Origin of the sequence: Streptomyces sp. NPDC021225, assembly GCF_044332865.1 — a bacterium.
Taxonomy (GTDB): domain Bacteria; phylum Actinomycetota; class Actinomycetes; order Streptomycetales; family Streptomycetaceae; genus Streptomyces.
In genome coordinates this window covers 21548-33901 of record NZ_JBIRPV010000015.1, presented here as the reverse complement: position 1 = coordinate 33901, position 12354 = coordinate 21548, and the positions used below count along the sequence as shown (strand labels likewise).

The following is a 12354-nucleotide window of genomic DNA, read 5'->3' as shown; positions in this document are numbered from 1 at the left end:
CCGCTCTCGCTGGGCAGCGTGGCGGAAGCCTTGGCGGCCTTGTCGGGGCTCTGGGTCACGCGGACCGCTTCTCCTCGACCAGGGTGACCACGCACTCGATGACCTGCTCGAGGGTGAGGTCGGTGGTGTCCACCTCGATCGCGTCGTCCGCCTTGGCGAGCGGCGAGGTCTTGCGGCCCGAGTCGGCGGCGTCCCGCTTGGCCAGCGCGGCCTGGGTGGCGGCCAGGCCGGCGGCGTCCTTGCCCTTCAGCTCCCCGCTGCGGCGGGCGGCCCGCGCCTCGGCGGAGGCGGTCAGGAAGACCTTGACGTCGGCGTCGGGCAGCACGGTGGTGCCGATGTCCCGGCCCTCCACCACGATGCCGCGCGGCGCCTCGGCGGCGATGCTCCGCTGAAGCTCGGTGATCCGCGCCCGCACCTCGGGGACCGCGCTGACCGCGCTGACCTTGGAGGTGACCTCCTGGGTACGGATCGGGCCGGAGACATCCACCCCGTCCACGGTGATGGTGGGGCCGGACGGGTCGGTGCCGGAGACGATGACGGGCTTGGCGCTGGCGTCGGCCACGGCGGTGGCGTCGTCGGCGTCGATCCCGTTGTTCACCATCCACCAGGTGATCGCCCGGTACTGGGCGCCGGTGTCGAGGTAGCCGAGGCCGAGCTTGGCCGCGACGGCCTTGGAGGTGCTGGACTTGCCCGTGCCTGCTGGGCCGTCGATCGCGACAATCACTGCTGCCGGGGCGGTCCGGTCGGCGGTTTCCACGGTGGCAGACACCTTTCTCGTGCACGGGCGGTTGCGCGGGCGCTCCATGGAGCCCCGCACAAGGTTACTGCCGGATCGACCAGCCCCGGACCTCCCTCACACCGCCACCCTCGCACCGCTCGGCGCCAGAGCGCCTCCCAGGCTCCGGGACGGCCGCGCCGGAATCCGTCCGCCGACTGGTCGGTCACTGCCGGATGGACCAGCCGCGTTCCCTCAGGGCCGCCGTGAGGCCGGGCGCGGCATGGGGTTCGACGAAGAGCTGGATCAGGCCGGACTGCTGGCCGGTCGCGTGCTCGATGCGAACGTCTTCGATGTTGACCCCGGCACGGCCCGCGTCGGCGAAGATACGGGCCAGCTCGCCGGGCTGGTCGCCGATGAACACCGCGACGGTCTCATACGCGGCGGGGGCCGCGCCGTGCTTGCCCGGCACCCGCTCGCGACCCACGTTGCCGCGCCGCAGCACGTCCTCGATGCCCGCCGCGCCGTCGCCCCGCTTGGCCTCGTCGGCCGACTGGAGCGCGCGCAGCGCCCGTACCGTCTCGTCGAGGTCGGCGGCGACCGCGGCGAGGATGTCGGCCACCGGGCCCGGGTTGGCGGAGAGGATGTCGATCCACATCCCGGGGTCGGAGGCGGCGATCCGGGTCACATCGCGGATGCCCTGCCCGCACAGCCGCACCGCCGTCTCGTCCGCGTCCTCCAGCCGCGCCGCGACCATGCTGGAGAGCAGCTGCGGGGTGTGCGAGACCAGGGCCACGGCCCGGTCGTGGGCGTCCGCGTCCATCACCACGGGCACGGCCCGGCACAGCGCGACCAGCTCGAGCGCGAGGTTGAGCACCTCGGTGTCGGTGGCGCTGGTGGGGGTGAGCACCCACGGGCGGCCCTCGAAGAGGTCGGCCGTCCCGGCCAGCGGCCCGGACCGCTCGGCGCCCGCCATGGGGTGCGTGCCGAGGTACCGGGTCAGATCGCAGCCGAGCGCCTCCAGCTCGCGGCGCGGGCCGCCCTTGACGCTGGCGACGTCCAGGAAGCCGCGCGCGACGCCCCGGCGCATCGCCTCGGCGACGGTCCGGGCCACATGCGCGGGCGGTACGGCGACGACCGCCAGGTCGACGGGCCCCTCCGGCTCCTCCGCCGTACCGGCGCCCAGGGCCGCCGCGGTACGGGCCCGGTCCGGATCCTGGTCGCTGAGGTGCACCCGGACGCCGCGGCCCGCCAGGGCGAGCGCCACGGAGGTGCCGATCAGGCCGGTGCCGATGACGAGCGCGGTTCTCACTGGGCGATGTCCTTACGGAGGGCGGCGGCTGCGCCGAGGTAGACATGGGCGATGTCGGCCTTGGCCAGGCCGGACTCGACATGCGCGAGGACGCGGACCACCCGCGGCATGGCCCCGGCGATGTCCAGCTCCTGGGCGCAGATCAGCGGCACGTCGGTGATCCCGAGCTTGCGGGCGGCGACGGCGGGGAATTCGCTGTGCAGATCGGGGGTGGCCGTGAACCACACGCTGATCAGGTCGTCCGGCGTCAGGGCGTTGCGTTCCAGGATGGCGGTGAGCAGCGCGGAGACCTGCTCGTGCATGTGCTGTGGCTCATCCCGCTCCAGCTGGACTGCCCCGCGGACCGCTCGTACCGCCACGTCTGTGCTCCCTTTCCGTACCGCCCCCGGCGTCCCCCGGTCAGCCTAGCGAGGCCGACCGGGCGCGCCGCGGCCGCGACCACCTTGCGGACATCCGCGGTCGCCGGGGGCCGGGGAGCCGGGCCGGCTAGAGCTCGACCTCGCGCATCAGCATGCCGACCTCGGTGTTGGTCAGCCGCCGCAGCCAGCCGGACTTCTGGTCGCCCAGCGCGATCGGGCCGAAGCCCGTGCGCACCAGCTTGTCGACCGGGAAGCCGGCCTCGGCGAGCATGCGCCGCACGATGTGCTTGCGGCCCTCGTGCAGGCTCACCTCGACCAGGTAGTTCTTGCCGGTGTTCTGCACGACCTTGAAGTGGTCGGCGCGGGCGTAGCCGTCCTCCAGCTGGATGCCGTCCTTGAGCCGCCTGCCGAGGTCGCGCGGGAGGGGGCCCTGGATCGCGGCGAGATAGGTCTTGGTGACGCCGTAGCGGGGGTGGGTGAGGCGGTGGGCCAGCTCGCCGTGGTTGGTGAGCAGGATGATGCCCTCGGTCTCGGTGTCGAGGCGGCCGACGTGGAAGAGCCGGGTCTCGCGGTTGGTGACGTAGTCGCCCAGGCACTGGCGGCCGTCCGGGTCCTCCATGGTGGAGACCACGCCCGCGGGCTTGTTCAGCGCGAAGAAGAGATACGACTGGGTGGCGACGGTCAGCCCGTCGACCTTGATCTCGTCCTTCTCCGGGTCGACGCGGAGCCCCTGCTCCGTGACGATCTTGCCGTTGACCTCGACCCTGGCCTGGTCGATGAGCTCCTCGCAGGCGCGGCGCGAGCCCATGCCGGCGCGGGCGAGGACCTTCTGGAGCCGCTCGCCCTCCTGCTCGGCTCCGGGGAACGTCTTGGGCAGATTGACCCGCGGCTTGTCGTGCCGGGCGCGGTTGCGCTCCTCGATCTGGGCCTCGTACTCGCGCGGCCGGGCCGGGGCCGCGGGCTTGCGGCCGCGGCCGCCGCTCTTCGGGCCGCCCGCCTTGGCGCCGCCGGCCCCGGCGCCGGACGGGCCACCGCTCCCCCGGCCACCGCTCTTCGAGCCGCCGGGCTGGCCGCCGCCCACGTCGTAGCGGCGCTCCTCGGGACGGGGCCGGCCCGCGCGCTTCTGCTTGTCGTCGCGCCCGTTGCCCGCGCCCCGGTAGTTCTGCCCGCCGGTGCCCCTGCTGTTCCTGCCGCTGCTTCGCATCAAGATTCCGTCTGAGAGTGGCCGTTGTCGCGGCCGTTGTCGTGGTCGTCGTCCGGGTCCGGGGCGTCCGGGTCGAAGGATGGCAGCCCTTCCTGCGACTCGCCCTCGACCGCGTCCGCCTCCGGGAGGAACGGGGCGAGCTCGGGAAGCTCGTCCAGGCCGCGCAGGCCCATCCGCTCCAGGAAGTAGTTCGTCGTCCTGTACAGGATCGCACCTGTTTCCGGTTCCGTTCCCGTCTCCTCCACGAGGCCGCGCTGAAGGAGGGTCCGCATCACGCCGTCGCAGTTCACCCCGCGCACGGCCGAGACGCGGGAACGGCTGACCGGCTGACGGTACGCGACCACGGCGAGGGTTTCCAAAGCGGCCTGGGTGAGCCGGGCCTGCTGGCCGTCCAGGACGAAGCGCTCGACGGCCGCGGAGTAGGCGGGGCTGGTGTAGAAGCGCCAGCCGCCCGCGACCAGCCGCAGCTCGAAGCCGCGGCCCTGGCCCGTGTACTCGTCGGCCAGCTCGCGCAGCGCGCCCCGGACCGCCCGGCGCGGCCGGTCCAGGATCTTGGCCAGGTGCTCCTCGGTGGCGGGCTCGTCGACGACCATGAGGACGGCCTCCAGGGCCGGCTTGAGGTCGAGCTCGGAGAGGTCCGAGGACCCGGACGGGGCCTCGGCGGTGCGGGATGGCTGCTGCTCGCTCACGTCTCCGCCTCCTTCTCGGGCTGTTTCTCCCCCTGCTGCTCTTCCTGGTCGAACTCGTCGGTGACCAGCGGCTCCCGCCCCTCCGCGCCCGTCCAGCGCACCATGAGCATGCCGAGCGCCTCCTCCTGGTCCAGGTGCACCGCGCGCTCCCGGTAAAGCTCCAGCAGCGCCAGGAACCGCGCGACGACGGTCAGCACATCGGGCGCGTCCTCGGTCAGCGTCCGGAAGCTCGCCTCCCCCAGCTCCCGCAGCCGCGCCACCACGACCTCCGCCTGCTCCCGCACGCTGACCAGCGGGGCGTGGATGTGGTCGACGTACACCTGCGGCTTGGGCTTGGGCTGCATCGCCTTCACGGCCAGCTTCGCGAACCCCTCCGCGCCGATGCTGATGACGACCTCGGGGAGGAGGTCGGCGTGGTGCGGCTCCAGGCCGACGGTGCGCGGGTAGCGGCGGGCCTCGGCGATCAGCCGGTCGTTCAGGATGTCCGCGATCTGTTTGAACGCGCGGTACTGGAGAAGGCGCGCGAAAAGCAGATCGCGGGCCTCCAGCAGGGCCAGGTCGGCCTCGTCCTCGACCTCGGCGGCGGGCAGCAGCCGGGCGGCCTTGAGATCGAGGAGGGTCGCGGCGACGACCAGGAACTCGGTGGTCTGGTCGAGGTCCCAGTCCGGTCCCATGGCCCGGATGTGCGCCATGAACTCGTCGGTGACCTTGGAGAGGGCGACCTCGGTGACATCGAGCTTGTGCTTGGAGATCAGCTGGAGCAGCAGATCGAAGGGCCCCTCGAAGTTGGCCAGCCGCACGGTGAACTTGCCCTGCGCGTCGGCGGGGGCCTCGGCGCCACTCCCGACTTCGGAGGGCTCAGTGGGCTCAGAGGGCTCAGCCGGCCGCGCATCGACTGTGTCAGCCGTGTCAGCCGTGTCGACCGGGGCCTCAGGCTCAGGGCCCGGGACGGACCCGGCCTCGGGCTCGGGCTCGGGCTCTGGCTCGGGCTCTGGCTCTGGCTCGGCGGGGGCCACCGCCTCGTCGGGCGGGATCGCAGGGCCGGGGATCTGCTCCCCCGGCTCGGTGCCTGCCGCGCGCGGGCCCGTGCCGGGGCCCCGGCCGAGGGTGCGGCGGGGTGGGCGAGGGGGCGGGGCGGGGGCGGGGTTCTTCGGCATCGCGGTCCAGGGAGCGGGGGTCGGGCGGCGCGGCCCTACGAGCGGGCAGGCTATCGCCCGACCCCGTCAGCGACCGCGCAGGCGGCGCACCAGGATGCTCGCGTCGCCCCGCGACTCGAGGTCGGCGAGGACGACCGCGACCGCCTCGCGGACGATCCGGCCGCGGTCGACGGCGAGGCCGTGCTCGCCGCGCAGCACCAGCCGGGCGTGCTCGAGGTCCATCAACTCCTCGGCGGAGACATAGACCGTGATCTTCTCGTCGTGGCGCTCGCGGCCGCTGGGGCGGCGGTTGGCCGCGCGGCCGCGGCGGCGGGCGGGGCCCGCCTGGGCCGACGCGGGCGGTCCGTCCTGCGGCTGACGGCTCTTGGGCCGCTCACCGCCGCCCGCCGGGCGGCGGTCGGCGATGGCGTCCGCACGGGCACCGGCCTCCCGGCCGCTGTGCTCGGCCGCGCCGGACTGCTCCGCGTCCTCCGCCCCCCGTCGCTCTCCCGGGCCGCCCTCGGCCCCGTCAGCGGCCGTGTCGGGGTCGCCGGCCGGGGCGGGCACCCGCGCCTCGCCGCCGTTCTGACGGCGGGAGGACGCGGGGGAGGACGACTGGAGCGCCGTTCCTCCGGTGGTGCGGAACAGTTCGTCGGCTCCCGGCAGACTCACTCGGCGTGACACCGGGCGAGCACCTCCCTGGCGAGCTGACGGTATGCGGCGGCACCCACGGAGTTGGACGCGTACGTGGTGATCGGCTCACCCGCGACCGTGGTCTCGGGGAAGCGGACCGTACGGCCGATGACCGTGTGGTAGACGTGGTCGTCGAACGCCTCGACCACGCGGGCCAGAACCTCACGGCTGTGCACGGTGCGCGAGTCGTACATCGTGGCGAGGATGCCGTCCAGTTCGAGCTCGGGGTTGAGCCGCTCCTGGACCTTCTCGATCGTCTCCGTGAGCAACGCCACACCGCGCAGCGCGAAGAACTCGCACTCGAGCGGCACGATCACCTTGTGCGCCGCGGTGAGCGCGTTCACGGTGAGCAGGCCGAGCGAGGGCTGGCAGTCGATGACGATGTAGTCGTAGTCCGCCATCAGCGGCTTGAGGGCGCGCTGGAGGGTGGACTCCCGGGCAACCTCGCTGACCAGCTGCACCTCGGCAGCCGACAAGTCGATATTGCTGGGCAGCAGGTCCATGTTGGGCACGGCCGTCTTGAGCAGCACCTCGTCGGCCGACATGCCCCGCTCCATGAGCAGGTTGTAGACCGTGAGGTCGAGCTCCATCGGGTTGACGCCGAGGCCGACCGACAGGGCGCCCTGCGGGTCGAAGTCGACGAGCAGGACCCGGCGGCCGTATTCGGCGAGCGCCGCGCCGAGGTTGATGGTGGAGGTGGTCTTGCCGACGCCGCCCTTTTGGTTGCACATCGCGATGATCTTCGCGGGGCCGTGGTCGGTCAGCGGTCCGGGGATCGGGAAGTACGGCAGCGGCCGCCCGGTGGGGCCGATGCGCTCGCGTCGCTGGCGGGCCGCGTCGGGCGCGAGCGTGGCCGCGTACTCGGGATCCGGCTCGTACTCGGCGTCCGGGTCGTAGAAGTGCCCGTCGGGGAGGTCGTCGTAGTCGGCGAAGCGGGCGGGATCCATGCCCCCCTGGTCGCCGGCCATGGCGTTCACGTGATGGCCGTCCATGCTCTGACTCTGGTGGGCTGTCGTCATGTTCTGGTGCGTGGCGAAGGTGCGGACAGCGACAGAGCCGACAGCCTCGAGCCCCGAGGGACCCTGGCCCCGCGCAGCCGATCCTGGTAGACCACCCCCGGGAGAAAATGTCGACTCATTCACAAGTCGTCCTACCTCCTTGGTGACCAGGAAATTTCTAGATAGGTCAGCGTGACACCATGCCGACGGTTGGCGACTCTATGGCGTGTCGGCGGTTCGCAGCAACACAATCCACCGGACACGGCACGATGTGTCGGCAATCGAACACCCCGCTGTCAAGGGCGTATGGGGTGTGAAGCGAGGATTCCTCGACGGGCAAAGCGTCTTAATAGTTACTTTTAGGGCGAGTTGACCGAGCAGCCTGTCATCCGCGTTACGGGTCGTATCGGACACATCAACGGCCGGACCCCGCCTTACGGCAAGACCCGGCCGGATGCCCGTTATTGACCTGTTGTTGACGGTCGGAGTTGACCGCCGGGCCGGTTTCAGGCGATCAGCGAGCTCAGTTCGACGGCCGACAGGCCGTGCGCCTCGGCGACCGGGCCGTAAACGACCTCGCCCTCATGGACATTGAGCCCCTTGGCCAGCGCCGCGTCCCGGCGCAGCGCGTCCCGCCAGCCCCGATTGGCCAGCTCCACGATGTACGGGAGCGTGGCGTTGGTGAGCGCGTGGGTGGAGGTGTTGGGCACCGCGCCCGGCATGTTGGCCACGCAGTAGAAGACCGAGTCGTGCACCGTGAAGGTCGGCTCCGCGTGCGTGGTCGGCCGGGAGTCCTCGAAGCAGCCGCCCTGATCGATCGCGATGTCGACAAGTACACTTCCGGGCTTCATCCGGGACACCATCTCGTTGGTGACCAGCTTGGGCGCCTTGGCGCCGGGGATGAGCACCGCGCCGACGACCAGGTCGGCGGCGAGCACGGCCTTCTCCAGCTCGTAGGCGTTGGAGGAGATGGTCTGCACCCGGTTGCCGAAGATCTTGTCGGCCTCGCGCAGCTTGTTGATGTCCCTGTCGAGCAGGGTGACGTGGAAGCCCATGCCGAGGGCGATCTGCACCGCGTTCCACCCGGAGACCCCGCCGCCGATGACCACGGCGCGCGCCGCGGCCACGCCCGGCACCCCGCCGGGCAGCACCCCGCGCCCGCCGGCCGACCGCATCAGGTGATACGCGCCGACCTGCGGCGCGATCCGGCCCGCCACCTCGGACATCGGCGCGAGCAGCGGCAGCGCGCGGCTCGCGGTCTCGACCGTCTCGTAGGCGATGGCGGTGGTGCCGGACTCCAGCAGCGCGTCCGTGCACTCCCTGGAGGCGGCCAGGTGGAGGTAGGTGAAGAGGGTCTGGTCCTTGCGCAGCCGGTGGTACTCCTCCGCGACGGGCTCCTTGACCTTGAGCAGCAGGTCGGCGGTGGCCCACACATCGTCCGCCGAGCCGAGGATGCCGGCGCCGGCGGCCGTGTACTCCTCGTCCGCGATGGAGGAGCCGAGGCCGGCCCCCCGCTCCACGAAGACCTCATGGCCGCCGCGGACCAGCTCATGCACACCGGCAGGCGTGATGGCCACACGGAACTCGTTGTTCTTGACCTCGCGGGGAATACCGACCTTCACGTCGATCACGGTCCTTGAATCGTGGGGATATCCGGGCTCTAAGCAGACAAACCGGAATGCGTCCGCATGCCGGAGACGACCGCACCAATCGCGGTACACCCAGTCTAATGAAGGATCCCGCGCTGTCTAGCCTTGCATTGCATCAACCTTTCGCCGATCCGCTGCCGGTTTCTTAGGCCCCTATGCCTCTTCTGTCTCCGTCATCGCCCCGCTGCCGCGCCCCTTCTCCCCCGCCCCGCTGCCGCGCCCCTTCTCCCCCGCCCCGCTGCCGCGCCCCTTCTCCCCCGCCCCGCTGCCGCCCCGTTGTTGCGCCGCCAGCCGCCGCGCGGCGCGGCGATGTGCCTCCGCCGCGCCCGGATCGCCCAGCCGGTCCAGGGCCTCCGCCGCCCGCAGCGCGCCCTGCGGATTGCCCGCCCGCCGGAAGGCGGCCCCGGCCGCCCGCCAGGCGCGCAGCGCCTCGCCCCACTGGCCGGTGCGGGAGTGGACCGTGCCCAGCCGCTCGTACAGCCGCGCCTCCCCGATGCGATCGCCCTGGGACAGCCGCAGCTGGAGCGCCCGCCCGTACCAGTCGGCCGCCCGGTGCCAGTCCCCCAGGTCCTCGTAGGTGCCGCCGATGGACTCCAGCGAGCGCCCGGTGGTGTACGGGTCGCCCGCGTCCCTGGCCGCGTCCAGCGCGTGCTTGTAGCGCACCAGCGACTCCTCCACCCGGCCCGCCCGCGCGTCCAGGTCGCCCAGGTTCAGCAGCGCCGCGGCCTCCTCCGCCGGCAGATCGCGGCGGCGGGCCACATCGAGCAACAGCCGGTGCAGCCCGTACAGCTCCGGGGCGGCCTTCTCGGCGCTCCGATGGGCACCCAGCGCAAGCGTCAGCCCGGCCACCAGCCGGCGCGCCAGCGTGTCGAGCCCGCCGTCCTCGACGGCCAGCCGGGCGGCCTCGAGCAGCGCCGGCAGCCGCGACTCCAGCCAGCTCGCCGCGGCCCCCGACGACGTGAACCGCAGCGACCGCGGCATCCCCGCCAGCTTCTTCCGGGCAGGCGAACCCGCCGGCTGGGCCGCCAGCCGGCACGCGTGCAGCTGCCGCACGGTCCGCTCCAGCATCCGGGCCCCGGCCAGCTCCACCTCGGCCCGGCGCTCCTGGGCGCGCAGCGCCGCCCGCAGCATCGGGTCCAGGCAGCCGGGCACCAGATACCGGCGGTCCGGCAGCGGGCGCAGCAGCCCGTGCGCGACAAAGCCCTCCAGCGCGGCCTCGGCGTCCGACACCGAGCAGCCGGCCAGCGCGGACGCTGTCTGCGCGTCGGCCCACCCGCCCGGCGCGAGCACCAGCAGCCGCAGCAGCCGGGCGGCGGCCGGCGGCAGCGCCTCGTACGCCAGCCGGAAGGCACGGGCCAGCGGGCGCGCGCCCCGGTCCTGGTCACCGGTGCCCGGCGGCAGCTCCCGCAGCCGGTTCACCACGTCGGCCACGGACGCCTGCGGACGAGCCGCGAGCCAGCCCCCGGCCAGCACCAGTGCGGCGGGCTGGCCGCCGCACTCCTCGACCAGGGACTGCGCGGCCGTCGGGTCGCAGGTGATGCGGGTGGTCCCGGCGTACTGCGCGAGCAGCCCGATCGCCGCGCTCACATCGAGCCCGCCGAGCGTGCACGGGCGCACATCCGGCACCCCCGTCAGCGGGCCCCGCGACACGGCGACGACCAGGCCGTCCGGCGCGTCCGGCAACAGCGCGTCCACCTGCTCGGCACCCACGGCGTCATCCAGCAGCAGCAACACGCGCTTCCCCGCCAGCGCGTCGCGCAGCGCCTCGCTGAGCTCGTCCTCGTCCGCCCCGGCCGGGACGGACACCCCGACCACGGCCAGCAGATCGCGGGCGGTCCGCTCGACGGGCACCGGATCGCCACCGGACATGGCCAGCCGCGCGCGCAGCACCCCGTCCGGATAGTCGTCGGCCAGCCGCCGCACCAGCTCCTCGGCCAGCGCGGTACGGCCCGAACCTGGGCGGCCCGCGATCAGCAGCACCCGGCTGCGGGGAGGCTTGCGGCCGGCGAGGGTGTCCAGGCCGGCCCGGTCGATGTCGGCCCGCAGCGACAGCAGTTCGCGCCGCCGCCCCGCGAAGCCGCTCCCCACGGACGCCGCCGCCGCGAACAGCACCGCGCGCGTCGCGCCGCTCCACAACCCGCCCGCCTCGTCCCCCCGCCCGGCGGAAGGCGCCGCGGGCCCGGCCTCGGCCTGCGGCGGCGGACCAGGTCGGCCGTCGACAGGCGGCGGCAGCCGCTTCCCGGGGACCGGCCCCCCATCGGTGTCGACCACCTGCTCCGCCACTTGGCCCCATCCCCGTCCACCTGCGCGTACGAGCCCGCCGCGGGTGCGGTCGGGATCCCTCCGAGCGTAGTTGACCCGGCGTCATGGCTTCGGCACTCCCGGCCGATGGGGTGGGTCGAAAATCACCTGATCGGATGCGCGGATGTTCGGATTGCGGTGGTCTTCCCCTCCCCGCCCCTTCCCGATTCCATGGGGCTCCGCCCCCTGACCCCCGGCGCCCTCGGGTGCCCCAGCGGGCGGGCCCGGCCTGCGGCACCACCGCGGAGACCGCCCGCGCGGCCGAAGGGGGCTCTCCCCCACCCCGCCCCTTCCCGATTCCATGGGGCTCCGCCGCCTGGCCCCCGGCCTGCGGCGCCGCTGACGGGCTGGTGGTTAGGGCCCCGGGCGGACCGGAGCCGACTCCGGCGGCGGGGCACCGGGCGGAGGGCCGCCGACGAGACGGGAGGGGGTGGGGGTGCAGGGGTGGTGCCCTGGACGCTTACGCATATGTGTGGCGCCAAGTTCCGGGCAAGGTCTCGCTTCCGGGCACCGGCGCCGTAAATATGCGGTCCAGGGTGACAGCCCCGGAGGCCCCGCCCCCGGCACCCACCACGCACACCAGGCGCACCACCCACGAACAGCAGCAGGCCGTCAGGCCTCGAAAGGCCGCGCCGGCCAGGGGGCGTCCGCCGGGCGCAGGGACTCGAAGCCCGCGCCGGACCGCGCGGCGTGGGCCGCCAGAACGCCGGCCGCCAGGCACGTGTTGTGCAGCTCCCCCGCCAGGATGCCCGCGATCAGCTCGTCGAGAGGGACCCGGGCGCGCTCCATGTCGGCCTCCTCGTGGTCCCCCTCGTACCGCTCGCCCTCCGCCTCCGAGATCCCCCGGGCCAGAAAGATCCGCACGGCCTCGTCGGAGCCGCCCGGCGACGTGTAGACGTCGGTGAGCACCCGCCAGTCCTCGGCCTTGACGTGCGCCTCCTCATACAGCTCACGCTGCGCGGCGTGCAGCGGGTTCTCCCCGGGGATGTCCAGGAGACCGGCCGGGATCTCCCACAGCCGCTGCCGCACCGGATGGCGGTACTGCCGCACCACGATGACGCGACCCTCCTCGTCGAGGGCGACGATGGCCACCGAACCGGGGTGGACCTGGTAGTCGCGGGACGTCCTGGAGCCGTCGGGCATGACGACCTCGTCGGTGCGCACGCTGGTCTTGTTGCCCGTGAACGGCGTCGCGGTGGCGGTGACCCGCCACTCCTCGGGGGTGTCCTGGATGCGCATGCTCGACTCAGCGTCCTCTCGTCGACGAACGGCCCGGGAACGAGGGGCCCGGGCGGGGC

General features: G+C 73.2%; 11 protein-coding genes. All 11 read right to left on the bottom strand.

Annotated elements, in window-relative coordinates; all coding sequences use genetic code 11:
• Nucleotides 1–55: 55 nt before the first annotated feature.
• The 11 genes from cmk to ACH4S9_RS40370 all read right to left on the bottom strand — a co-directional run bounded on the left by cmk (nt 56) and on the right by ACH4S9_RS40370 (nt 12295).
• Complete coding sequence (gene cmk, locus ACH4S9_RS40420; protein WP_311725070.1) at nt 56–769, bottom strand: (d)CMP kinase; 714 nt, start codon at nt 767–769, stop codon at nt 56–58.
• 172 nt (nt 770–941) lie between these two features.
• Nucleotides 942–2027 carry a prephenate dehydrogenase gene (locus ACH4S9_RS40415; RefSeq protein ID WP_385345214.1) on the bottom strand — a complete coding sequence of 362 codons (1086 nt, stop codon included), beginning with the start codon at nt 2025–2027 and terminating at the stop codon, nt 942–944.
• Nucleotides 2024–2386 carry a chorismate mutase gene (gene aroH, locus ACH4S9_RS40410; RefSeq protein ID WP_311725068.1) on the bottom strand — a complete coding sequence of 121 codons (363 nt, stop codon included), beginning with the start codon at nt 2384–2386 and terminating at the stop codon, nt 2024–2026. Before aroH ends, ACH4S9_RS40415 begins: the two co-directional genes overlap by 4 nt.
• Nucleotides 2387–2513: 127 nt before the next feature.
• On the bottom strand, nt 2514–3590 hold the full coding sequence (locus tag ACH4S9_RS40405) for a pseudouridine synthase (RefSeq protein ID WP_311725067.1): 1077 nt from the start codon (nt 3588–3590) through the stop codon (nt 2514–2516).
• Nucleotides 3590–4279: an SMC-Scp complex subunit ScpB gene (scpB, locus tag ACH4S9_RS40400; protein WP_311725066.1), complete on the bottom strand. Its 690-nt coding sequence runs from the start codon at nt 4277–4279 to the stop codon at nt 3590–3592. The genes ACH4S9_RS40405 and scpB overlap by 1 nt, the downstream gene beginning before the upstream one ends.
• A complete protein-coding gene (locus ACH4S9_RS40395) occupies nt 4276–5436 on the bottom strand; it encodes a segregation and condensation protein A (protein WP_398376686.1) in 1161 nt (386 codons plus the stop codon). Before ACH4S9_RS40395 ends, scpB begins: the two co-directional genes overlap by 4 nt.
• Nucleotides 5437–5502: 66 nt before the next feature.
• Nucleotides 5503–6099: a hypothetical protein gene (locus ACH4S9_RS40390; protein ID WP_385345222.1), complete on the bottom strand. Its 597-nt coding sequence runs from the start codon at nt 6097–6099 to the stop codon at nt 5503–5505.
• Nucleotides 6084–7100 carry a ParA family protein gene (locus tag ACH4S9_RS40385; RefSeq protein WP_385345225.1) on the bottom strand — a complete coding sequence of 339 codons (1017 nt, stop codon included), beginning with the start codon at nt 7098–7100 and terminating at the stop codon, nt 6084–6086. Before ACH4S9_RS40385 ends, ACH4S9_RS40390 begins: the two co-directional genes overlap by 16 nt.
• A gap of 512 nt (nt 7101–7612) precedes the next feature.
• Nucleotides 7613–8728, bottom strand: a complete 1116-nt coding sequence (gene ald / locus ACH4S9_RS40380; RefSeq protein WP_398376826.1) for an alanine dehydrogenase — start codon at nt 8726–8728, stop codon at nt 7613–7615.
• Nucleotides 8729–8908: 180 nt separating this feature from the next.
• On the bottom strand, nt 8909–11038 hold the full coding sequence (locus ACH4S9_RS40375; protein WP_398376685.1) for a tetratricopeptide repeat protein: 2130 nt from the start codon (nt 11036–11038) through the stop codon (nt 8909–8911).
• 630 nt (nt 11039–11668) lie between these two features.
• Nucleotides 11669–12295 carry an NUDIX hydrolase gene (locus ACH4S9_RS40370; RefSeq protein ID WP_311730791.1) on the bottom strand — a complete coding sequence of 209 codons (627 nt, stop codon included), beginning with the start codon at nt 12293–12295 and terminating at the stop codon, nt 11669–11671.
• Nucleotides 12296–12354: the final 59 nt, after the last annotated feature.

Excerpts from the sequence above, each read along its gene's own strand:
- ACH4S9_RS40405 (WP_311725067.1), bottom strand. The coding sequence starts at position 3,590 with ATGCGAAGCAGCGGCAGGAACAGCAGGGGCACCGGCGGGCAGAACTAC.
- ACH4S9_RS40395 (WP_398376686.1), bottom strand. The coding sequence starts at position 5,436 with ATGCCGAAGAACCCCGCCCCCGCCCCGCCCCCTCGCCCACCCCGCCGC.
- ACH4S9_RS40385 (WP_385345225.1), bottom strand. The coding sequence starts at position 7,100 with ATGGACGGCCATCACGTGAACGCCATGGCCGGCGACCAGGGGGGCATG.
- ACH4S9_RS40370 (WP_311730791.1), bottom strand. The coding sequence starts at position 12,295 with ATGCGCATCCAGGACACCCCCGAGGAGTGGCGGGTCACCGCCACCGCG.